General features: G+C 70.4%; 22 protein-coding genes. 14 read left to right on the top strand and 8 right to left on the bottom strand.

Translation table 11 applies throughout. The features are described 5' to 3' along the window. Window positions 1-2: 2 nt before the first annotated feature. Complete coding sequence (locus AB0C26_RS19480) at window positions 3-623, bottom strand: response regulator transcription factor (RefSeq protein WP_360248769.1); 621 nt, start codon at window positions 621-623, stop codon at window positions 3-5. Next, window positions 614-1477: a LuxR C-terminal-related transcriptional regulator gene (locus AB0C26_RS19475; RefSeq protein WP_360248766.1), complete on the bottom strand. Its 864-nt coding sequence runs from the start codon at window positions 1475-1477 to the stop codon at window positions 614-616. The genes AB0C26_RS19480 and AB0C26_RS19475 overlap by 10 nt, the downstream gene beginning before the upstream one ends. 151 nt (window positions 1478-1628) lie before the next feature. Here AB0C26_RS19475 and AB0C26_RS19470 point away from each other — a divergent pair, with 151 nt between their 5' ends. From AB0C26_RS19470 to AB0C26_RS19460, 3 genes are all read left to right on the top strand, one after another. Then, window positions 1629-2264: a response regulator transcription factor gene (locus tag AB0C26_RS19470; RefSeq protein ID WP_360248763.1), complete on the top strand. Its 636-nt coding sequence runs from the start codon at window positions 1629-1631 to the stop codon at window positions 2262-2264. Window positions 2265-2350: 86 nt separating this feature from the next. Beyond that, entirely contained in the window at window positions 2351-2725 is a 375-nt protein-coding gene (locus AB0C26_RS19465) for a hypothetical protein (RefSeq protein ID WP_360248760.1), read from the top strand. A gap of 193 nt (window positions 2726-2918) precedes the next feature. Then, window positions 2919-4214 (top strand): hypothetical protein, encoded by a 1296-nt coding sequence (locus AB0C26_RS19460; protein WP_360248757.1) that lies wholly within the window; start codon window positions 2919-2921, stop codon window positions 4212-4214. Window positions 4215-4220: 6 nt separating this feature from the next. On the opposite strand, the gene add is transcribed toward AB0C26_RS19460, so the two are convergent. After that, on the bottom strand, window positions 4221-5162 hold the full coding sequence (add, locus tag AB0C26_RS19455; RefSeq protein WP_360248754.1) for an adenosine deaminase: 942 nt from the start codon (window positions 5160-5162) through the stop codon (window positions 4221-4223). 12 nt (window positions 5163-5174) lie between these two features. Beyond that, window positions 5175-5912 (bottom strand): SDR family oxidoreductase, encoded by a 738-nt coding sequence (locus tag AB0C26_RS19450; protein WP_360248751.1) that lies wholly within the window; start codon window positions 5910-5912, stop codon window positions 5175-5177. Window positions 5913-5993: 81 nt separating this feature from the next. Between AB0C26_RS19450 and AB0C26_RS19445 the strand changes: the two genes are divergently transcribed. Both AB0C26_RS19445 and AB0C26_RS19440 read left to right on the top strand, forming a co-directional pair. Beyond that, window positions 5994-6461 carry an Rrf2 family transcriptional regulator gene (locus AB0C26_RS19445; protein ID WP_360248748.1) on the top strand — a complete coding sequence of 156 codons (468 nt, stop codon included), beginning with the start codon at window positions 5994-5996 and terminating at the stop codon, window positions 6459-6461. A 163-nt stretch (window positions 6462-6624) separates the two neighbouring features. Next, window positions 6625-7680 carry a glycosyl hydrolase gene (locus AB0C26_RS19440; protein ID WP_360248745.1) on the top strand — a complete coding sequence of 352 codons (1056 nt, stop codon included), beginning with the start codon at window positions 6625-6627 and terminating at the stop codon, window positions 7678-7680. Here the strand turns inward: AB0C26_RS19440 and AB0C26_RS19435 are convergent. Next, on the bottom strand, window positions 7655-8941 hold the full coding sequence (locus AB0C26_RS19435; RefSeq protein ID WP_360248742.1) for a cytochrome P450: 1287 nt from the start codon (window positions 8939-8941) through the stop codon (window positions 7655-7657). The genes AB0C26_RS19440 and AB0C26_RS19435 overlap by 26 nt on opposite strands. A 127-nt stretch (window positions 8942-9068) precedes the next feature. Between AB0C26_RS19435 and AB0C26_RS19430 the strand changes: the two genes are divergently transcribed. The 3 genes from AB0C26_RS19430 to AB0C26_RS19420 all read left to right on the top strand — a co-directional run bounded on the left by AB0C26_RS19430 (window position 9069) and on the right by AB0C26_RS19420 (window position 11185). Then, complete coding sequence (locus tag AB0C26_RS19430) at window positions 9069-10262, top strand: MFS transporter (RefSeq protein WP_360248739.1); 1194 nt, start codon at window positions 9069-9071, stop codon at window positions 10260-10262. Window positions 10263-10372: 110 nt separating this feature from the next. Then, window positions 10373-10606, top strand: coding sequence for a thiamine pyrophosphate-binding protein (locus tag AB0C26_RS19425; RefSeq protein ID WP_360248736.1), 234 nt, complete (start codon window positions 10373-10375; stop codon window positions 10604-10606). Between the two features lie 36 nt (window positions 10607-10642). Then, the gene (locus AB0C26_RS19420) at window positions 10643-11185 is read left to right on the top strand and encodes a hypothetical protein (protein ID WP_360248733.1); all 543 of its coding nucleotides are present in this window, start codon (window positions 10643-10645) and stop codon (window positions 11183-11185) included. Between the two features lie 3 nt (window positions 11186-11188). Here the strand turns inward: AB0C26_RS19420 and AB0C26_RS19415 are convergent, their stop codons facing one another. Both AB0C26_RS19415 and AB0C26_RS19410 read right to left on the bottom strand, forming a co-directional pair. Next, a complete protein-coding gene (locus AB0C26_RS19415; RefSeq protein WP_360248730.1) occupies window positions 11189-12652 on the bottom strand; it encodes an aldehyde dehydrogenase family protein in 1464 nt (487 codons plus the stop codon). Window positions 12653-12698: 46 nt separating this feature from the next. Then, the gene (locus tag AB0C26_RS19410) at window positions 12699-13496 is read right to left on the bottom strand and encodes an IclR family transcriptional regulator (protein ID WP_360248727.1); all 798 of its coding nucleotides are present in this window, start codon (window positions 13494-13496) and stop codon (window positions 12699-12701) included. Window positions 13497-13559: 63 nt separating this feature from the next. On the opposite strand from AB0C26_RS19410, the gene AB0C26_RS19405 reads away from it, so the two are divergent. From AB0C26_RS19405 to AB0C26_RS19390, 4 genes are all read left to right on the top strand, one after another. Next, window positions 13560-15260: a sulfatase-like hydrolase/transferase gene (locus AB0C26_RS19405; protein WP_360248724.1), complete on the top strand. Its 1701-nt coding sequence runs from the start codon at window positions 13560-13562 to the stop codon at window positions 15258-15260. A 300-nt stretch (window positions 15261-15560) separates the two neighbouring features. Next, complete coding sequence (locus AB0C26_RS19400) at window positions 15561-18938, top strand: hypothetical protein (RefSeq protein WP_360248721.1); 3378 nt, start codon at window positions 15561-15563, stop codon at window positions 18936-18938. Next, window positions 18911-19114 (top strand): hypothetical protein, encoded by a 204-nt coding sequence (locus AB0C26_RS19395; RefSeq protein WP_360248718.1) that lies wholly within the window; start codon window positions 18911-18913, stop codon window positions 19112-19114. The genes AB0C26_RS19400 and AB0C26_RS19395 overlap by 28 nt, the downstream gene beginning before the upstream one ends. Beyond that, window positions 19098-19679, top strand: coding sequence for a hypothetical protein (locus tag AB0C26_RS19390; protein ID WP_360248715.1), 582 nt, complete (start codon window positions 19098-19100; stop codon window positions 19677-19679). The genes AB0C26_RS19395 and AB0C26_RS19390 overlap by 17 nt, the downstream gene beginning before the upstream one ends. Window positions 19680-19794: 115 nt before the next feature. On the opposite strand, the gene AB0C26_RS19385 is transcribed toward AB0C26_RS19390, so the two are convergent. Then, on the bottom strand, window positions 19795-21417 hold the full coding sequence (locus AB0C26_RS19385; RefSeq protein ID WP_360248712.1) for a methyl-accepting chemotaxis protein: 1623 nt from the start codon (window positions 21415-21417) through the stop codon (window positions 19795-19797). 287 nt (window positions 21418-21704) lie between these two features. On the opposite strand from AB0C26_RS19385, the gene AB0C26_RS19380 reads away from it, so the two are divergent. After that, on the top strand, window positions 21705-21950 hold the full coding sequence (locus AB0C26_RS19380; protein ID WP_360248709.1) for a hypothetical protein: 246 nt from the start codon (window positions 21705-21707) through the stop codon (window positions 21948-21950). Window positions 21951-22133: 183 nt separating this feature from the next. After that, window positions 22134-22256: a hypothetical protein gene (locus AB0C26_RS19375; RefSeq protein WP_360248706.1), complete on the top strand. Its 123-nt coding sequence runs from the start codon at window positions 22134-22136 to the stop codon at window positions 22254-22256. The last annotated feature ends 164 nt before the right edge of the window (window positions 22257-22420 follow it).

Raw genomic sequence — 22420 nt, 5'->3', positions numbered from 1 at the left:
ATTCAGACCTGGGTACGGCAGAACCAGGAAGCGGCGTCGGCGCGGCTGGCCAGATGCAGCTTCTCCAGGATGTTGTGCACGTGGTTCTTCACGGTCGAGACCTCGATGAACAGCCGCCGGCTGATCTCCCGGTTGCCCAGTCCCTCGGCCAGCAGGCCGGCGATCTGCCGCTCGCGCGGCGTCAGCGGCTCGGCCGGGGTGACGCCGCGGCGCTCCTCGGCCAGCACGGCGAGCCGGCGGAACAGGCCGCCGATGACCGCCGGAGGGCAGACCACGCCGCCGTGGACGACCTGCCGGAGCGTGTCGAGCAGCCGGGTCAGATCGTCGTCGCGCGGCACGTACGCCGCCATGCCGGCCTCCAGGCAGGCCAGGATGTCGTCGTCCGACTCGAGCACCCCGATCGCCACAACGATCATGCCCGGCAAGCCGGTGGTCAGGTCACGCAGCGAACCGGCCTGGGTCACGTCCACCAGCACGACGTCCGGCCGAAGGTGGCGGATCCGGCTGACACCGGCGGCGTCCGGGCAGGCGTCGCCCAGCACGGTGACCTCCGGCCGCCGGCGAAGTGCCTCGCCGATCGACTCGCGATAGACACGGACGCGGCCGAGGAGGGCTACCCGCATCCCCGGAGTGTCTCCCCCGCCCGGCGGTGGCCACCATGGGCCACCGGATCCAGATCTGTACCCTCCCGGTCCGGTCTGACCAGGCCGAGACGCTGAGCCCGCAACACCGTGTTGAGCCGGTCGGTCGTCGCCAGCTTGCGCTGCAGGTTCTCCTGGTGCTTGGCGACCGTCCGCGGCGAGATACCGAGCCGGCGCCCGGCCGCGGCCACGGTCAGACCCTCGGCGAGCAGGCTGAGCACGGCCAGCTCGCGCGGCGTGAGACCGTGCCCGGCGACCCGCTCGCCGGCCTGCGGCAGGTCGGTCGCGCACCCCGCGCGCCAGGCGAGGATGACCTGCTGGTGCCGGTCGAGCGCGGTGAGGATCCGCTGGAGCCGGCCCGCGTACTGCAGCTCGGTGGCGGTGAAGTTGCCGCCCGGGCGGGCGATGCCGAAGAGCCGGACGGATCGGGCGGTTCGATGCAGCGGAAGCATGAGATGCCGGCTGGCCCCGCCGAATTGACGGCGCATGCGGTCGAAGCGTGCCGCCGTACGCCACCGATAGTCGTCGAGAACGTCGTCCAGGGTGCGAGGGGCCGCGTCGCTGCGGCGGACGTAGTGCCGGATCAGCGGGTACGCCCGGTTCTCCTCCTCGGTCACCTCGATCTCCGCGGCCCAGTCCGGCCACACGGCGACGGCCCGCACGTCCAGCCCCTGCCCGTGCACGTCGACGACGCCGCCCAGAGTGACACCGAGCTGAGAGGTCAGTTCGGCGAACAGGCGCGGCCAGACCTGATGGCCCTCCTCCAGGTCGGACATCGCCGCCATCACCAGGTCCAGCACGCGGCCGTCGAGCGCGGCCGCCGTCGCCACAGCCATCACTCCATCCTCGTCCGGCGGCCGAGGGGAATCCACCGACTGATGGGTGCTTGACACAAGTCGTGCTACGTCACACCGCGTATGTCCTCGTCCGGGACGGGACGGCACTATGAGAAAGGTCCCGTCGGGCGCCGTTGGAGAGGCGACGGTCATGAGAATAGTGATCATCGCCGCGGTACGTCTCTATCGTGAAGGACTCGCGGACGTCCTGCACGACATCGGCTCGTTCGCCGTGGCCGGCACCGCGGACAGTGGGCCGGCCGGCGTCGACTGCGTGCTGCGCCATCGCCCCGACGTGGTCCTGGTCGACACCGCCACTCCCGGCGGCACCGACATCCTGCTCGCGCTGCGGGCCGCGGCGCCGCTGGCCCGCGCCGTGGCCCTGGGCGTGCGGGAGAGCGGAGACGAGATTCTGGCCTGCGTCGAGGCCGGCGCGGTCGGGTACGTGCCGCGCGAGGGCTCACTCGACGACCTGGTGCGAACGTTGGAGCGGGCCGGCCGCGGCGAAGCCGTCTGCCCGCCACCCATCCTGACCGAGCTCCTGCGCCGGGTCTCCGAGCTGGCCGGCGGCGCCTTCACCGCCGGGGGCGGCGAGCAACTGACGAGCCGCGAACTGCAGGTGATCCGGCTGATCGAGAACGGGCTCACCAACAAGGAGATCGCGGACCACCTGGACATGGCGCTCTCCACGGTCAAGAACCACATCCACAACATCTTCGAGAAGCTGGGCATCCGCCGCCGGGCCGAGGTGGCCGCCTGGGCCCGGCGGCAGCGCAGCAGCGTCTAGGTCCCGATCTGGATCCACCGCTTCATGGCGCGCCGCTTCCGGCGTCGCGGACACTGCGAGGACACCTTCGGCAGAACAGGACCGGCGTGCGGCACGTCACCGTTCTTCTCGATCTCCGCGGCGTCCTCGGCGACGTCGTAGCCACGCTGCTGCGCGAGAAATACGGTGATCCGGCCGTGCGGGTGGTGCCGGAGGGCGTCGCGCTCGAGGCAGCCGTCGCCCGGAGCCGCCCCCAGATGGTGATCACCGTGTTCGAGAACGAGCCGGACCCGGCCGTCGTGCCGCCGGGTCTGGCCCGGCTTCTCCGCGACCATCCGCGGCTGCGGGTCCTGGTGGTCGAGGGCGACGGCCGGTCCGGCTCGATCTGGGAGCTGCAGCCCCACCGCATCCCGCTCGGCGAGCTCTCGCCCGGCCAACTGATCCGCGCGGTCTCGGAGCGCGTGCCACCTGACTTCTGCTAAATTCCACTGAGGAACCGTGCTGGTCTCCACCGGTTCCGTTCAGCGATATGTCTACGGCGGTTGCCCACGAGGGGAACCGCTCCGTGGCAGCCGGTCTCCCGGCCCCGCCGGGAGATTCTGACGGTCAGCGCTGGCGTCCGATCGACCTTCATGGGGATTGGACTGCGAACGCCGGTGCGGCATAGTGGCCGAAGTGATGCTCTTCTGGCAGTCCGTGCTGATCGACGAGCGCGCCGACCGCCGGGGGCTGCGCTGGCCACCCGCCTGGGTGGCCGGCCGCGACTACCTTCATCGCTGCGGCCCGGTACGCCTGCGCGCTTCGCGCGGCCGTGACTACCTCTCCAGCGACGTCGTGTACGCGGATCTCGCCAATATGCTGTCGGTGGCGCCCCGAAATCGGGAGAGTCCGCTGAAGGGACGCCCGGCGCAGGTCGTGAAGCGCCTCCATCCACTGGATGCCGACAATCGCACCTTCGCCCTGACCGTCGCTTTCCGCCTCCACGCCGACCCGTGGCTCGCCTTCTCCCCCACGAATGAGCCACCGTGGGTCATGCAGGCGTACGGGCGGTGGGCGGCCGGGCTGAAGATCACGCTGAACCCGACCGGCCAGACGCATCACCTGCATGAGCTCGGCGCCGCCGTCGGAACCCATGTGGGCCAGGCGACGCGGGGCACGGCGAAGCCCCGGCCCGGCGAGCGCATCTCGCCGGCCGGGAACGCCATGTTCCTCAGCGCGCGGATCGACTGGTTCGGTTTCGGCGAGCGCACTCCGGAAGTCGTCCTCGACAAACCGCCGGAGGTTCGCGGCAGACCGTTCATCGCACTCACCGAGGCGCGGGGAACGGCCGCCGCTCGCCGGAGACTTCGCACCTACGTGTTGCGGACGCTGGCCGAGGTGGACATCGCCAACCACCTCGCCGGGCGCCTCGCCGCCCAGCCGGCCGACAGTCCCGCCTGGATGGAGAGCCGCGCCCGAGGCGCCCTCGACTTCCTGTCCCGGCCGGCGCCGTACGGCTTTCCCGCCGACCGGCAACGCCGTATCTGGCAGATGTCGATCAGCCGGCACGGCGTCAAGGCCGGAGCGATGCGCCGCCTCGCCGTGGAACGCCTGTCCTCGCTGTTGGCTTCTTCCGCGCCGGAGCGCTCCGGCGCTAAGTTCGTCTTCATGTCGGACAACTACACGTTCAACGGGCCGGTCGGAGCGGCCGGCCGCCACGCCCAGGGCGTCGTCAACGTGAACGGCACGACAGTCGATCACTCGGCGCTGGTACGTGAGCTCACCACGTTGAGCGATCTGCTGCGCCGGCGGGACGTGGACGACGCCGACGCCGCGGTGGTCGCCGACGCCGCCCAGGACCTTCAGGAAGGCCGGACCGGCTCCGCCGAGGGCAAGCTGCGCCGCCTCTCGCGCCACACCTTGTCCGTGGCGAAGGAGCTCGCCCTGGGCGTGGCGGTCGCGGCGATCACGCATTCCACCGGGCTGGGCTGACGCGCGTCAGGGATGGGCGAAGGCGGCCGTACGGGCGTACCCCTCAAGGGTCTTGATCTCGGAGGCCGACAGGCCGATCTCGGTCCGCGCGACGGCGTATTCGCCGGAGAGGGTGATCGCTGAGGCTCGTGGGTCGTCGGTGGCCAAAGCGACCGGTACGCCGGCGGCGAGCAGGCGGCGCAGGGGGTGTTCGCGGTAGCTCGGGGCGACGCTCGTGTGCAGGTTGCTGGTCAGGGCCACCTCGAGGGTGATCCCGCGCGCGGCCAGGTGCTCCAGCAGGGCCGGGTCCTCGACCGAGCGGATGCCGTGCCCGATGCGCTCGGCGCCCAGGTGGTTGATCGCGTCCCAGACGCTCTGCGGGCCGGCGGCCTCCCCGGCGTGGACCGTGACGCGCAGGCCGGCGTCGCGGGCCTTGGCGAACGCGGGCGCGAACTCGGCCGCGGGCACCCCGGCCTCGTTGCCGGCCAGGTCGGCCGCGCAGAAGGTGTCCCGGCGCGACAGCAGGGTGTCCACCTGGGCGGCGCCCCGCGCCGGGCCGAGGTCGCGCAGCAGGATGCCGATCAGGGCCACCGGCAGTCCGGTCTCCTTCGACGCCGTTCGGACGCCCGAGGAGACCGCGTCGATGACGGCCTCCGGAGCCAGGCCGGTCTCCTGGCGGATGAACCAGGGACTGAACCGCAGCTCCAGGTAGCCGAGGCCGTCATCGGCGGCGTCCCGCACCACCTCGGCGGCCGCCCGCTCCCAGTCCTGGGGGCGCGGGAGAGCGGACGGCGCGGCGTCGACCTTGTCGAGGAAGGGGACGAGGCCGCCCAGAGGGCCGCGGGCCACGAGCAGGTCCTCGGGGTCGGCCGCGACGGCCAGGGGGTGCCCGTCGCGGTGAGCCAGTTCGAGGACGGTGGCGACTCGCAGGGAGCCTTCCAGGTGGCGGTGCAGGTCGATCAGGGTCACGAGCTCAGGAGCTTAGCCCAGCCACGTGGCGAAGCTGACGGCGCCGACGCGCGCCCCGTTGCCGGGGGCGGGGGCCAGCGACTCGACCTGGGCGCCGAAGTAGCCGGCGGCCGGGTCGTCGAGGACCGTCCGGGCGTCGCCCTTGGCCTCGAGGTAGCAGCGGACGAACGACGCCAGCGTTCCCGCCTCGGGGCCGGCCAGCTCGACCACGCCGTTGGTGGCCGGCTGCTCCACGAGGCCGGCCAGCGTCGCCGCCACGTCGTCGGCGGCCACCGGCTGGAAGCGGGCCGTGGAGGCGTGCACCACGCCGTCCTTGGTCGAGAAGTCGGCGATGCCGGCCAGGAACTCGAAGAACTGGGTGGCCCGCAGGATCGTGAACGGCACCCCGGCCCCGCGGATCTCGCGCTCCTGGGCGACCTTGGCCCGCATGTAGCCGCTGTCGGGGATCTGGTCGCAGTTGACGATCGAGACGGCCAGGTGGTGGGTCACACCGGCCGCCTTCTCGGCCGCGCCCAGATTGGCGGCCGAGGTCCGAAAGAACTCGAGCACCTCGTCGTCGCCCCAGGACGGCGCGTTGGTCAGGTCGACCACGGTGTCCGCGCCCTTCAGCGCGTCGGCCAGGCCCTCGCCGGTCACCGAGTTCACGCCCGTGGAGGGTGACGCGGCGACGGCGGTGTGCCCCGCCTCGGTGAGCAGCGGGATGAGCTTCTTGCCGATGAGCCCGGTGCCGCCGATGACCACGATCTTCATTACCGTCCCCTAACTCGGATATCTCTTGTCCGGGCTGACTCTACTCGGACAAGATGTGTCCGAGTCAAGTAGGATGTGACCATGAAGATGTCCGGCGGTGTCGAGTGGGCGCTGCACTGCACCGTCGTGCTGAGCGCGGCCGAGCGCCCCGTGCCCGCCGGCCGGCTGGCCGAGCTGCACGACGTTTCCGCCAGCTACCTGGCCAAACAGCTCCAGGCGCTGTCCCGCGCCGAGATCATCCGGTCCGTTCAGGGCCACGCCGGCGGCTACGAGCTGGCCCGCCCGGCGGCCCGGATCACGGTCCTCGACGTGGTCGAGGCGGTCGACGGACCCCAACCGGCTTTCCTCTGTACGGAGATCCGGCAGCGCGGCCCGCTGGCCACCCCCGCCGAGGCGTGCGAGAAACCGTGCGCGATCTCCCGGGCGATGAGCGCCGCCGACCAGGCCTGGCGGGCCGCCCTGCGCGCGGTCACCATCGCCGACCTCGCGGCCCAGGTGGTCGAGGACTACGACGGCGACGTGTTCGCCGGCGTACGCGCCTGGCTGTAAATCTTCTCAAGCAAGGCGCGGCTCAACCGATCTCAGGGGCACGACCGAGGGTCCGGACGAGCGCAACCGGGCCGCACCGTCACGGGCACCGGTCACGCACCGGACGCCCTGGAATCTCTTCTCATGCCCGGCCGACAACGGCCGGACAACAGGGGGAGATTAGATGCTGCGGAAGTCCATGTACTCGCTGGCCGCGCTCGTCGCGGGCCTCGGTGCGGCGCTCGCCGGGCCGATGGCCGCGCAGGGCGCGACGACGCCGGCGGCCGCGCCGGCGAGCAAGTGCGTGACCGACGCCAAGCTCGTGCCGACCTGCGGCGTGCTGTGGGGCGCGGCGGCCGGCGGGTTCAGCACCCTGCCGCGCGACCAGGAGCTCAAGACCTGGGAGCAGAAGTCGGGCCGTACCTCCTCGATCTTCCACGTCTACCACAAGGGTGACGAGAAGTTCCCCACCGCGTCCGAGATCGCCATGGTGCGCGACAAGGCCAAGCCCCGCGTGCTGCTGATGAACTGGCGGGTCGAGTACGGCTCGACCTGGGCCAACGTCGCCGCCGGCAAGCTCGACGCGCGCATCGACGCGTTCGCGGCCCGGATCAAGGCGACCATGCCGGAGAAGTTCTTCCTCGTGCTCAACCACGAGCCGGAGGACGACGTCCGTACCGACGCCAAGCTCGGCATGACCGCGAAGGACTTCGCCGCCTCGTACCGTCACGTGATCAAGCGCCTGAAGTCCAAGGGCCTGGACAACATGGTCAACGTCGTCGCCTACATGGGCAACGAGAAGTGGATGGCGCAGTCCTGGTGGAAGGACCTCTACCCGGGTGACGACGTCGTCGACTGGGTGGGCCTGGACTCGTACGTCTCCTCGGAGGCCAACTACTACCACGCCGGCGTCTTCGCCGACCTGCTCGACCGCAAGGCCAAGGGCGGTCAGGGCTGGTACGACTGGGCCGCCAAGAACCACCCCACCAAGCCGATCATGGTGGCCGAGTGGGGTGCCTACCACCGCGTGGGCCAGGTCGTCGACAAGTCCAAGCAGTTCAACTCGGTGCTGCCGGAGCTGGCCAAGCGCCCCAAGGTGAAGGCGATCGTCTACTTCGACACGAAGAAGGACCTGTTCGGCGACCGCGACATCAGCATCGACAGCTCGCCGGCCTCGCTGGCGGCGTTCCGCAAGCTGGCCAAGTCGCCGAAGTTCAGCGTGGCCCTGCGCCTTCGTTGATCGTCACCGGCAGGGCGTCCAATCCGAAGACGATGGACGCCCTGCGGTATGTCAGCTCCCGGGCCGGCACGGCCAGCCGCATGTCCGGGAAACGCTCGAACAGCCTCGGGTACGCGATGCGCAGCTCCATGCGGGCCAGTTCCGCGCCGATGCACCGGTGAATCCCGTACCCGAAAGCCAGATGTGACCTCTTCATCGGCCGCGCCGGGTCGAGCCGGTCCGGCTCCGCGCCGGCCGCCGACGGATCGCGGTCGGCGCCGCTCAGCGAGCAGATCACGATGTCGCCGGCCCGGATGTCGCAGCCGCCCACCTTGTGGTCGCGGATCGCCACGCGCGGGAACGCCACCTGCACCACCGTCATGTAGCGCAGCAGCTCCTCGACGGTGTCGTCGAGGTTGTCCGCGAGCCGCGCCCGCAGCCCGTCGTCGGTCATCAGCGCCAGCGCGCCGAGCGCGATCATGCTGGCCGACGTCTCGAGGCCCCCGGTCAGGACCCCGTCGGCCAGACCGGCCAGTTCCCGGTCGTCGATGTCGTTGCCATGGGTACGGATGAGCGAGCCCAGCAGGCCGTCACCGGGCTCCCGGCGCTGCCGCTCGATCAGCCCGCCGAGGTACGTCAGCGACTCCCCCACCGCGTCCAGCGACGCGCCGGCCCCGTCCGCCAGGTCGAACCGGGCCGTGCTCAGCTTCTGGAAGTACTCCCGGTCCTCGTACGGCACACCGAGCAGCTCGCAGATCGTCAGCGCCGGCACCGGCAGCGCGTAGTCGTTCCACAGGTCCACGTCCGTCTTGCCGACCATCTCGTCGAGCCGGCCCTGGACGATCGCCTCGATCCGCGGCTGCAGGCGGGTCAGGCGCCGCATGGTGAACTCCGGGGTCAGCGCCTTGCGCAGCCGGGTGTGCACCGGCGGGTCGGCGAAGCCGAGCCCACCGGGATCCTGGGTCACGTTGATGCCCACGCGCCCCGCGAACTTGCCGAAGTCGTTGCTGTAGCCGTCGAGGCTGCCCAGCACCTCGCGCACCGGCTCGAACCCGGTGATCAGCCAGCCGCGCATGCCGAGCGGGAGCGGAAGCCGGCTGACCGGCTCGCGGTCGCGGCGGCGGGCCATCTCGGCCACCGGGTCGAGCCCGTCGCGGTGCAGCGGCCACAGCAGCTTGTCGGGCAGCATGGCCAGCCCCGCGTAGGGGCCGTTGCCGCCCGCGAACCTGCGTGCGAGCAGCCCGAACACCTGGGACCGCACCGCCGACACCAGCGAGGTCATCCCCACCCGGTTTCCTCCCCATCCTGGAATTCGCAGAAGATGATCACATGGATGCCGCCGGAAAAGGCGTACCGGGAGGTGAATTTTCATATGTACAGACGTACACATCGTATGTACGCTCGTACGTATGACGCTCCTCGCGCCGGCCGCGCCCTCCCTCCAGGCCCGCCGGGCCCGCCTCGCCGTGGCCGCGGTGTTCCTCACCAACGGTGCTCTGTTCGCCAACGTCGTGCCCCGCTATCCCCAGATCAAGGCGGATCTCGGCGTCACCAACGCCGTCCTCGGCACGGCCATCGCGGCCATGCCGCTCGGTGCGCTGCTGGCCGGTCTGCTGGCCGCCTCGGCGATCCGCCGCCTCGGCTCGGCCCGGGTCGCCGCCCCCGGCATCGTCCTGCTCGCCGCCGCGACTTTTCTCCTGCCTTTCGCCCCGACGTGGTACGCGTTCGCCGGCGCCCTGTTCCTCGTCGGCGCCCTCGACGCGATCGTCGACGTCGCCCAGAACGCCCACGGCCTGCGCGTGCAGCGACTGTACGGCCGCTCGATCGTCAACTCGTTCCACGGCGTCTGGAGCATCGGCGCCGTCCTGGGCGGCCTCATGGGCTCGGCGGCGGCCGGCCTGGGGTTGTCCCTCACCGTCCACCTCGGCTTCTCGGCGGTCCTGTTCAGCGCGGTCGCGCTGGCCGCGTTCCGCTTCATGCTCCCAGGCGGTGAGGACGCGGAGCGATCCGTTACCCCGTCCGATACCGTCTCGCCGAGACGCGCGGTCACCGGCACGGCCGTCCGCATGCTGGCGATCCTGGGCATCCTGGCCGCCTGCGGCGCCCTGGTCGAGGACGCCGGCTCGTCGTGGGGCGCCCTCTACCTGAGCGGCGACCTGCACACCAGCGCCGCCACGGCCGGCCTGGCCTTCGTCGCCCTGCAGGTCGCGATGACCCTGGGCCGCCTCACCGGCGACCGGGTCGTCGACCGCTTCGGCCAGCGCACGGTGGTCCGCGCCGGCGGCGCCCTGGCCGCCCTGGGCATGGGCGCGGCCCTGCTGCTGCCGTCGGTGCCGACCGCGCTGGCCGGCTTCGGCCTGGCCGGCCTGGGCGTGGCCACCCTGGTGCCGGCGACCATGCAGACCGCCGACGAGATCCCCGGCCTGGCCGCCGGCACCGGCCTGACCATCGTGAGCTGGCTCCTGCGCGGCGGCTTCCTGCTGTCACCGCCGCTGGTCGGCCTGATCGCCGACCAGACCAGCCTGCGGGTGGGCCTGCTGAGCGTCGTCCTGGCCGGCGCCCTCACCTTCACCCTGGGCCGCGTCCTGAGCAACGGCAAATGATCCGCCGGGCCGCCGCCGCCGACCTCCACGCCGCACTGGCCTGGCCACCCAGGGACCGACGGTGAACTACTGGTTCGTGCTCTCCGGCGATGGGATCTTCGGTCAGTCGGTTGACCGATGACGCCGCCCGCGCGCCGATCGAGTCTTGGGGCAAGCAAGTCACGGGGTGGAACATGATGACGACTGCTGCCCATCGCCTGGTGGAGGTCCTGGAAGCGCAGGGTGTGGAACGAGTTTTCGGGGTTCCCGGCGCGAAGATCGACGCGTTGTACGACGCTCTCGTCGACAGCGGCATCGTGACGGTGGTGTGCCGGCACGAGCAGAACGCCGCGTTCATCGCCTGATGGCCTACCAGTACCGTGCCCGGGTGCCACTCTTCGATGCGGTCAAAGATCTACGGGCGGGATGTCGCTGCGGTGCTGGAGGACGGTGAACGGCTGCTCGCCATGGGGCTCGTGCACGCGCACCTGAGCGGCGACACCAGCGAGCTGGCGTCCGAGGGTGGCGAGCCGGGTCGCCCGGCGGGGCTGGTCGACGGGGTCGACTGGACCGGGGTTCAGTACAGCCAGGACCGCGTGAACCGGTTCCTCGGTGGCTCGTCGGGGTCCGGGTTCGCCGGCTCCTGGGGCGACCGCACCTGGCAGGCCCTCAAGGCGCGCGCCGTCAAAGGCACCACCGAATGGGCCGTCACCGACCGGCGGCTGCTTCTGCTCGACAGCGACCACGGCAATCCGGCGACCTTCACCGTCCTGTTCCAGGTGCCCCGGGCGGCGATCCACGCCGTACGGCGGCGAAGCAAGATCTTGTTGCAGTGGGGGCGGGTCGAGGTCGGCTTCGCCGACGGGTCGAGGATCGCCATGGTTCTCGCTCTTCTCGATGTCGGCGCCGCCACCAACTTCGTCCGCGCCCTCCGCGCCCGGTAGCCGTCAGAACGGGAAGCTGGCCGGCTGGCTCCGGACCGTGACCCAGCGCGTGTCGGTGAAGGCCTCGATGTTGGCCGCCGCGCCGCCGAAGCGGGAGCCCGTGCCCGAGGCCCCGGTGCCGCCGAACGGGGCGTTGGCCTCGTCGTTCACCGTCTGATCGTTGATGTGGGCTATGCCGGTGGGGATCCGGTCGGCCAGTTCCACCCCGCGCATCGCGTCGCGGGTGACGATGCCCAGCGACAGGCCGTACTCCGAGGTCGTGGCCAGGGCCACCGCCTCGTCGAGGCTGCCGAAGCGGGCCACCGGGGCGACCGGCCCGAAGATCTCCTCGGCGAAGGCGGGCGTGGACGGGGTCACCCCCGCGATGACCGTCGGACGGTAGAACAACCGGTCGTACTCGCCGCCGGCCGCCACCCGGGCGCCGTCGCCGGTGCTGGCCGTGACCAGCGCGTGGATCTTGTCGCGCTGGCCGGCGTCGATGACCGGGCCCAGGGCGACCTGCTCGCGGGCCGGGTCGCCGACCGGCAGTTTGGCCGCCTTGTCGGCCAGGCGCTCGACGAAGTCGTCGTAAAGCCGTTCGTGCACCAGGTGCCGTCCGGTCGTCATGCAGATCTGGCCCTGATGGAAGTAGCTTCCCCAGGCGGCCAGATTGACCGCGGCGTCGACGTCCGCGTCCTCGAGGACGATCAGCGCCGAGTTGCCGCCCAGCTCCAGGTGGGCCCGCTTCAGGTGCTGACCGGCCAGGGCGCCGACCTGGCGGCCGGCCGAGGTCGAGCCGGTGAAGGAGATGACCGAGACCTCGGGCGCGGTCACCACCGCCTCGCCGACGTCGCGGCCGCCCGGCAGGACCTGCAGCAGGCCGTCGGGCAGCCCGGCCTCCTGGAAGATCCGGGCCAGGACCAGGCCTCCGGTCACGGCCGTCCGGGGATCGGGCTTGAGGAGTACGGCGTTGCCCAGCGCCAGCGCCGGCGCGACCGACCGGATGCCCAGGATGATCGGCACGTTGAACGGCGAGATGACGCTGACCACCCCGACCGGGTAGCGGCGGGTCATCGACAGGCGCGGCTCGCCGGTGGGGATCAGCTCGCCGTACGGGCGGCCGGGCAGGGACGCGGCCTCCCAGCACTCCTGTTCGGCCGTGTGCACGGCGAAGCCGGCCATCCCGGGGACGGCGCCGACCTCGCGCACGTTCCACCAGGAGATCTCCTCGGCGTGCTCGGCCCACAGGGCGGCCGCCCGGCGCAGCACGGCGGCCCGCTCGGTGTGCGGGGCCGCCGCCCACGCCACCTGGGCCGCGGCGGCCGCCCGGGCCGCGGCGCGCACGTCGTCCGGGGTGGCCAAGTTGATCCGGGCCAGGGTGCCTCCGGTGGCGGGTTCCAGCACGTCCATCGACGCGCCGCCGCCGGCCCGCCAGCCGCCGTCGATGTGGAGCAGGTCATGCCAGCGGTCCTCGCTCAAAAGCACCATGCGGGCGACCCTAGGCCGAGTGTTTCCGGGCAATCAACACGGTGTTTCACATATTCGAATCGGCCCGGTATCCGAGTTGGTGGGAGATGTCGGCCGCCGTCCGCAGGAGCGGGCCGGACAGGCGCGCGATGACCGACTCCACCGACGCGGTCCAGGTGGTCAGGTGAACGGCGATGTTGATCGCGGCCACCACCTGGCCCGAGCGGTCCCGCAGGGGCGCGGCGATCGAGCGCAGCCCGGGCGCGAGCTCCTCGTCGTTGACCGCGAGGCCGCCCCGGCGTACGGCGGCCAGCGCGCCGGCCAGTTGCTCCCGCACCGTGATGGTCTTGGGGCCGCGACGTACCAGGTCCATCCGGTCGAGCAGGGGCTTCAGCGCCGCCGGCTCCCGGTAGGCCAGCAGGACCTTTCCCATTGCGGTGCAGTACGCCGGTAGCCGCGAACCCACGTGCAGGTTCAGGTCGACGTGCACACCCGTCTGCCGCCGGCTCCGGCGCCGCTCGACGTAGACGATGTCGGCGCCGTCGAGCACCGCCATGCTGGCCGCGTACCCGGTCTCGTCGGACAGGTCCTGCAGGTAGCTCGCGGCCACCCCGGTGATCTCCATCGAGCTGATCGCGGCGAAGCCCAGGTCGGCCACCCGCGGGCCGAGCGTGTACTTGCGCGTGTCCGGGTCCTGCTGCAGGAAGCCCAGCCCGGCCAGGGTCGCCACGTACCGGTGGGTGGTGCTGCGGTTGAGGCCGACCTCCCGGGCCAGGTCGGCGATGCCGAGCACCGGGCCGTTCTCGGCGAACTCGGTCAGGATCCGCAGTCCGCGTTCGAGCGACTGCGACGTGGAGGGGTTCACCGGCACTCCTTCGAACGGTGTTCCGGGTATTCGAACACGATCGGCACCAAGCCGCCGCTTTCCGTGCTGAACCTTGAGCGTCCCGTCCCCGTACTGCTGGTCGTGCTCTTGACGAAGATCCGCCGTACGCTCGGCCCCCTGGTCACCATCCTCGCGGCCGTCCTGATCGTGGTGGCGCTCGTGGTGCCCGACACGATCGCCCGGCCGGCCGACGGCGCCTTCATCCCCGGGGCGTTCCTGCGCCTGCCGATGGAGCTGATCGTCGCGGGCGCGGTGGTGCTGGCGGTGTCCCCGCGATGGCGCCGGCCGGTGGCGGCGCTGACCGGCCTGGGCATCGGCGTCCTGGTCATCCTCAAGATCGCCAACGCGGGCTTCCGGACCGTGCTGGGCCGCAAGTTCGACCCGGTGCTCGACCCGCCGCTGCTGCACGACGGCTACAACGCGCTGACCGAGACCGACGGCCGGACGACGGCCAACCTGGCCGTGGCCGGGGCCATCCTGCTGGCCGTGCTGATTCCGGCGGTGATGGTCCTGTCGGCGGTCCGGCTCGCCTCGGTCACCGGAAGGCATCAATTGCCGGTACGCCGTACGCTGGTCGGCCTGAGCGCGGCGTGGCTGGCGCTCGCGCTGAGCGGCCTCACCCTGTACCCGAACAACCCGGTCGCCTCCGACTCGGCCGCCGCCATGGTCAAGACCCTGGCCAGGCAGGTGCCGGCAACCATCCGCGACGAGCGCCAGTTCGCGGCCGCGGTGGGCCACGACCCGTACGCGGGCGTCCCCGCGACCGACCTCGTCTCGGGCCTGAAAGGCAAGGACGTGGTCATCGGGGTGATCGAGAGCTACGGCCACAGCGCCCTCACCGATCCCGGCATGAACGCGGTGCTGACCCCGGCCCTGACCAAGGCGGAGGGCCAGCTGGCGACGCGCGGCTTCCACGCCCGTACCGGATGGCTGACCTCCTCCACGTACGGCGGCGGCAGCTGGCTCGCGCACGGATCGTTCCAGTCCGGCCTGTGGGTGACCAGCCAGAGCCGCTACGACGAGATGGTCAGCGGCAACCGGCTCACCCTGACCCGCGCCTTCCACGACGCCGGCTGGGAGACCGCCGGCGTCGAGCCCGGCAACACCGAGGACTGGCACGAGGCCGGCTTCTACGGCTACGACAAGGTCCTGGACTCCCGGAACATGGGATACAAGGGCCCGAAGTTCGGCTGGTCCCGCATGCCCGACCAGTACACGATGGCCGCCTTCCAGCGCGAGGTCTACGCCAAGGCCCAGGGCCCGCTGATGGCCGAGGTCACCCTGACCTCCAGCCACGAGCCGTGGACCCACGTCCCGTCCATGGTCGACGAGAACGCCCTCGGCGACGGCTCGATCTTCAAGTCGATGGAGGGCACCGCCCAGGAGCGGACCACCCTCTGGAGCGACAAGACGAAGACCCAGGCCGAGTACGCCAAGTCGGTCGCCTACTCGGTGGACAGCCTCATCACGTGGGCGACCAAATACGGCGACGACAACCTGGTCCTGGTCATGTTCGGCGACCACCAGCCCATGTCCGTCATCACCGGCCCCAACGCCAGCCGCGACATCCCGGTGACCATCATCGCCAAGGACAAGACGGTCCTCGACCGCATAGCCGCCTGGCGGTGGGCCGACGGCCTGCACCCCACCGACACCACCCCGGTATGGCGGATGGACGAGTTCCGCAACAAGTTCTTCGAGGCCTACGGCCGGACCCCCGGAGTCGCCTTGGGCGGCCGGTGACCAGGCCGGGAGGCGTTTCATCTGGCACGGAATGTCTCGTTGAGCGCTGCCGGGCCGAGAGGGCCGAGAAAAGATTGATCGCCGCGGTGGAGAGCGAGAGGAGCGCAGCGACCACGGTCGCTATGTCGGCAGTGGTTCGCATCCTGGAGCCCGTCCTTTGCTGTAGCTATGACCTTGTGGGATCGAGGATGGACGGCCGCCGAGCGTGGACGGTGTGTGCTCCTGTGTGCTGTGCTGGTGGAGTGGCTCTGAGCTGCTCGGAGGGTCGGCGTAAGAACACACTGAGCACACACTTGTTCGTTGCCGGGGGCGGTGATGGCGCAGAGTCGGAAAGGACGCGGCAAACCGATCAATCGCGAACGTTGGCCCAGTTCCGGTCCGCGGTTCGATTGGTTGAGTTACTGCGATCGGCTGCATCGCGCCAATGGCATGCCCAGTCAGCGGGCGATGGCGACCGCCATGCACCTGAGCCAGCCGGGCCGGGTGGGTGCGATCCTGCGGGGTGAGGCCTGGCCGGCCGATGAGATCCAGGCCCGGGCGCTTCTCGAGGCGCTCGGTGCGGCCGGATCGGAGCAAGATCGCGGGTTGCGCCTGTACACACTCGCGCGGGCGCATGCCGTTCCGGAGGCGCCGGAATGGTGGCGCAGCTCCGGCTATGTGGCGCAGTTGCGCGACATGGCCCCGCTGGAGCTGTATGACAGGGAGCCGGAGCTGGCGGAGCTGACCCGCTGGTGCACCGACGGCGATGATCGGTATGTGTGGTGGCAGGCCGAGGCGCGGGCGGGCAAGTCGGCGCTGATGGCCTGGTTCGCCCTGCGGCCACCCGGCCGGACGTGGATCATCTCGTTCTTCGTTACCGGTCGATACGCCGGGCACGCCGACAATACGGCTTTCACCAGCGAGTTGCTCGACCAGTTGAGTGTGATGACCGGCGAGCAGCTGCCCGTGCTTGCTTCCCCGCCGGCCCGCGATCGCCTGCGGCGTCAGCTGCTGACAGCGGCGGCGCAACGCGCGTCTCAAGCAGGCTGTCAATTGGTTCTTCTGGTCGACGGCTTGGACGAAGATCGGGGAGCGGCGCCCGGTACCGGTCTGCCCAGCATCGCGTCGTGCCTGCCGAAGCACCTGCCCGCCGGGTTACGGGTCGTGGTGGCTGCTCGCCCCGACCCGCCGATCCCACCCGATGTCGATCCCGATCATCCTCTGCGTACGTGCCGCATCCGGCGCCTTGACCCGTCGCCACACGCGGCACTGATTACGGCTCAGGCACAACGCGAGCTTGATGAGGCGCTGGCCTTCCGCGACCGGCTGGGCTACGAGGTGCTGGCCTTGACCACGGCCGGCGGCGGCGGACTGGGCCACCGCGACCTTCAACAGTTGACCGGTCGTCCGGCGTTCGAGATCGACCACCTGTTGTCCGGAGTTTTCGGCCGGACGATCGCGGGCCGGGCAGATGCGTACAGCGGAGACCGGATCGTCGCCTTCACCCACGAGACGCTGCTCGCGGAAGCCATGGGACGGCTCGGCCCGGATACGCTCGCCGGCTTCCGAACCCGGATCCACTCCTGGGCGGAGACCTACCGTCGCCGGGGATGGCCACAGGACACGCCGCCCTACCTGCTCCGAGGCTACGCGAACATGCTCGCCGAGACGGGGAATCTGGACCGGCTGGTGGCGCTTGCCACCGACACCGCACGCCAGAAGCGTCTACTGGATATGACCGGCGGCGACGCCATCGGGCTGGCCGACATCGCCGCCGCCTTCTCGCAGTTGCTGGCCCGCGACACACCCGACCTGGTGGCCGCCGCCCGGTTGTCCTGGCATCTGGAGCGGCTCACCGAGCGCAACTTCGATCTTCCCGAGTCGTTGCCGGCAGTGTGGGCGAGAATCGGGCAACCCCACCGCGCCGAAGCGCTCGCTCGTTCCGTCGACCCCACTCGGCGGGCTCGGGTCCTCGCCTCGCTGGCATATGCCTTCGCCGACAACGGAGACACCGATCAAGCACACCGATGTGCCCGGTCCCTCCCCGAGGCGGATGAACGAGACGATGTGCTGGCCCGACTGGCCGTCTCCGCGACCAGCGGACGGGAACATGAGTTCGCGTCGGCCGTCCTCCGATCCATCGCCGACGAGGTCCGCCGACAGCAGGCGTTGTCGTCCTGCGCTGCCGAGGCCGCGAGATCTGGCGACCTGGCACGCGCCGAGGCGATCACCGCGACCATCACCGATCCCGGATGGCTGCCGCCGGCTCTGGCCGCACAGGCGGAAGCGGCCGCCGGCCACAAGAACTTCGACCGTGCCGAGTCGGCCGCGTACGCCATCACGGAGCCGGGCTGGCAGGCGACGGCATGGGCGTACGTCGCCGACGCATTGATCGACGCCGACCAGGTCGGCCCGGCGTCACGTGCTGTCGAGAACGCCGTGGAGGCCGCCCGGTCGATTCCCGAACCGGATCGCAAGGCTGTCGCGATGGCGGGCCTGGTGACGCGGATGGCCCTGACCAAAGGCGTGAGCGACGCGGTGGACTTGGCGACGTCCGTCCCCGAGAACGGTCTACAAGCGTGGGCACTGTGTGAAATCGCCGGTCTCGCCGGTGTGGCCGGCCGAGACCGTACGGCTGCCATGCTGGATCGAGCCGAAGCTGTGGCGCGAGCGAGCGCCGATCCCGGGGAGCGAGCGACGGCGCTGGTCTCGGTGGCGCAAGCGATGGCCGCACTCGGCCGAGAGGACCGCGCCGCGGCCCTCATCGAGACCGTCGTGGATGACGCCGGCACTCTGTCCGACACCGGCACCATGCTGGAACACTTGCGAATGATCGCCGAGGCTGGATACCCGGAACGGGCCGAGGCCGCTGCTGACTCTCTCGACCCCTTCGCCCGTGATTACGCACTTGAGCGAACTGTCGCGACCGTTTGGGCGGCCCGAGATCACGAGAAGGCCATAGCGGTGGCCCACTCGATCAATTCCGAGTTTTCCCGGAATCACGCCTTGCTCGCCGTCGCGGAATCTGCCGCGGCCCAAGGGGACCACCATCGCGCCGTACAGATCGCCGACTCGATGACCCTCGCCGGCGAGCGGGCCGCGGCGCTCACCGCCGTAGCCTATTCCGCGGCCGAGAGTGGAGATTCGGATCGGGCGCGGGAACTGGCGCTGCTGGTCGAGCAAATCGTTCGGTCCCGGCATGATCCGAGCCGGGAAGCCCACCGGATCAGCGAACTGATCGCAGCCGCCTTCAAAATCCGTCAACACGAGCGCGCGGCTGCTCTCGCCGGCCAGGCCGAAACGCTGATCAATCAGGTCACCGGCCCGGGGTCCCTAGCGTATGCCTGGACCAAGTTGCTCACCACGGTCGCGGCATCCGGTCCGCACGACCGGATCAACGGTCTTGTTGACGCGGCGCAGGTGGCCGCGGATGCGATCACCGACCGGGAAGAGCGGGCCGCAGCCTTCGCTGAACTGGCCGAAGCCGTGATGATGATCGGTGGCCTCGACCGTGCCTATGCGGTGATCGAATCCATCACCGATGAACATCGCCGATTCCCCGCACTGATCAACCTGGCGGGTTCGCCCTCGACGCCGGGGACACCGAAAGGGCGAACGACGCACTTGCCAAAGCCGAGGCGACCGCGAAGTTCGGCCCGAGCATCAGGAAGGTGCAGATCCTGCTCTGCGAATCGCTGATCGCCGACGCCGGAGGTAACCGCGACCGTGCCCTCACCGTGGCGCGGCACGCCGAATTGGCCGCCACATCCATGACCGACCCCTCCATGCGGGCGGGAGCATTCGCCAGACTGTCGAGATTGGCCGCCGAGCTAGGAAATCCAGAACAGGCCTCGGCTCTTGCCGCACAAGGGTGAGGTCGCCGCGGATTCAATTGCCGACCCGGCAGAACGCACCCAGACGCTGACCGCTTTCCTGCGAAACGCAGTCAGCCGCGGCGACCAACGCCATGCGGCTACCCTCATCGACGCGATCGAGGCCCATGCCCGTTCTCTTCTTTCCGCGGACGAACGCTTGCCGGCTCTCACCGAACTGGTCGGGGCCACCGCTTCGGCCGGGCAACTGCGACGAGCCGAGGTGTTGACCGATCTCATCGACAGCCCCGCCTACCAGGGCACAGCGCTGATCGAGATCGTGAAGGTCGCCGCCGCAGCCGGCGACCTCAGGCGGGCCGAACGCCTATCGGAGCGGATTCATCAGATAGCCTCAGTAACGAGCAGTCCCACCTATCGGGCGCAGATGCTCGTCGCTCTCGCCGAGGTGACCGGACTGACCAACACCCGCCGCCTGCTCGCCGAAACCTTGGCGCTCGGCCACTGGAACTATGCGGTCGACGCGCTGGCCGATCAAGAGCCGGGCGCTGTCTCGGCCCTCATCGACGAATACTTGACGTCTCACATGCGGGGGCCGGACCCCCATTGAGCCGGGGAGCCTCGCCGACGGAGTGCCGGCCCTCTGTACGACGGCAACATGAAGGCGCCACCAGCTCGAACAAGCGCTCGAGCTGGTGGCGGTCAATGCCGTCGACGGTGGCCCGTCAGACCTTGTAGACGGCGATGGCGCGCTTCATCTCGGCGGCCATGCCGGCCAGCTCCTGGGCCGTCGTCTGGGTCTCGGTCGCGCCGGTCGCGGTGGCGCCCGCGGCCTCGGCCACGCCGGCGATGTTCCCGGCGATGTTGTCGGCGCTGGCCGACGCTTCGGCGACGCTGCGGGCCATCTCGTTGGTGGTGGCGGTCTGCTCCTCGACCGCGGCGGCGATGGTGGCGGCGTGGTCGTTGATCCGAACGGTGACCTCGGCGATCTCGCCGATGGCGAGGACCGCCTCCTGGGTCTCCGACTGGATCGCGCCGATCCGGCGGGAGATGTCGTCGGTGGCCCGGGCGGTCTCCTGTGCGAGATCCTTGACCTCGGAGGCGACCACGGCGAAGCCTTTGCCCATCTCACCGGCGCGGGCCGCCTCGATCGTCGCGTTCAGGGCGAGCAGGTTGGTCTGCTCGGCGATGGCGGTGATCGTCTTGATGACGTTGCCGATCTCGGCCGAGGAGTCGCCGAGCTTCGCGACGATCTCGTTGGTACGCGCGGCCGTCTGCGCGGCCTGCGAGGCGACCGAGGCGGCCTCGGTGGCGCTGGTGGCGATCTCGCGGATCGCGACACCCATCTCGTCGGCGCCGGCGGCCACCGTGGACACATTGGCCGACACCATGCCGGCGGCATCCGAGACGGTGCCGGCTTGCGCTGAGGTCTCCTCGGCGGCCGACGACATCTGTACCGAGACGCTGGAGAGTTCCGCCGAGGCGGCGGCGACGTGATGCGCGTTGTCGGCGACCTGGCGCACCATGGTGGCCGTCGCGGCGGTCGAGGCGTCAAGGGCCTCGGCGAGCTGACCGACCTCGTCCTTGGCGACCAGGTTGGTACGGGCGGTCAGGTCACCGTCGCGGATCGACTTCAGCACCGCCACACAACGCGCCAGCGGTTTGGTGATCAGCCGGGCGATGCCCAGAGCCGCGAGCACACCGATCAGCAGACCCGCCACGATCAAGGCGATCACCAGCTTGCTGGCGGTCGAGTAGGCTGCCGCGGCGGCCGCCTGGTCCTCGTTCGCCACCTTGACGGTCTGCGCGGACAAGGCGTCCATGGCCTTACGGGCCCGCGCCACCAGCGGGTCGATCTCGGCCTGACGGACCGAGGCGACCTGGTCGTCCTGGCCGGCCCGGCTCAACGGCAGAAGCTTGCCGTTGAGCACGGACACGTACTTCGACCAGGCGGCGTCGAAGTCAGCCAGCGCCGCCACCCGGACCGGGCCCAACTCGAAGCTCTTGTAGCGGTCCTCCGCGTCGGCCAGCGTCTTGAGGTCGACGGCGAGTGACTTCTCCGCGTCGGCCCGCACCGTCGCGTCGTCGGTGAGGAAGTGATTGAGGGAGTCGATGCGCACGCGGTTGAAGGCGTTGCGGACCTCGGCGATCGTCTCGAGCTGAAGGCTGCCGTTGTAGACGTCGATGGTGCTGCGGTTGATCTGCGCCATCTCGGCCACCGCGAACGACGAGACGCCGGTCCCGATCGTGGCCACGACCAGCACACCCCCGAGGATCTTCGTGCTGACCCGGCGATCGTTCAACCAGCCGATCAGCCCACCGCGCCGCTCCGGCGTCTCCAACGGCATCGACGACTCCATGCGTTCCCCTCCCCGACATGACAGCTTTCAGACTTTCCGGCTGCGACCGGTTCTTCGTCGCGCCGGCAGCGGAGTGAAGCGGTCGGCCCCCAGGAACCCCAAATGCAACGAGTGCGCACCGCGGAGCCACTTCCGCCGTCAAGCACCGAAGCGCCACCACGTTCTGGGCCGGGCCGGCGGACATCGCCTGGCGAGAAATCGACGCGACATCGCATCTGGCGCCGCCGTCTGGTCGAAACAGCGAGTATGACCACTCACCGCGCCGACGGGCCGGCGTGGCGCCGTACCGTCAGATCCAGGTTCCCCTTTCGCTCGTGCACATCGGCTTCGTCGCCTGGCTGATCGCCGCGGGGTCCGAGCTGAAATGGCTCACGGTTCCGATTTTCGCGGGCATGCTGACCGGTCTGGTCTGGTGCCTTCGGCGAGTGCTGGCCCCGCTGCCGGCCGGCGAGCGCGTCAGCCGGAAGCTGCTCGGTGTCGTGCTGGGGGTGTACGCCGGCTGGTCCACCGCGGCCATCTGAATCAACACCGCCACACTGCTCCCGGACCAGGCACTGGCCGGTGACACGGGAGTCATCCGGCAGGGCGCGTTCGTTCTCGCGGCGGCCGGCGCGGCCGGCGTCGGCGTCTACACGTTCCGGGGGCAGATCCCGTACGCCCTGACCACGGCTTGGGCTCTGCTCGGTGTCACCGTCAGCGCCGCCATGGCCGATCTGCCGCTGCTGGCCGCGACCGCGGCCGCCGGGTTGGTGGCGGTCGCCGCCGTCACCGTGCTACGCCGCCGCCCGGCCGGAACCTCGGTCCGCTGCCCTCCGGGCCGAGCATGACCACGCGGTCGCGGCTGCGATCATCGCGATGTCAACGGCGACGACCGCGCGCTCGGCGAGACCCAGCGGGATGACAGCGGCGAGGCTGCCGTCGCGGAAGGGGACCGTGAGGACGCCGGCGGGAACTGGGCTACGACCTGAGTCGGCGGAGCCGCCCGATCGGC

The organism is Actinoplanes sp. NPDC048796, assembly GCF_040650035.1.
Classification (GTDB): Bacteria; Actinomycetota; Actinomycetes; order Mycobacteriales; family Micromonosporaceae; genus Actinoplanes.
The sequence above is the reverse complement of the archived record's forward strand: the minus strand, read 5'-3'. Positions and strand labels throughout refer to the sequence as shown.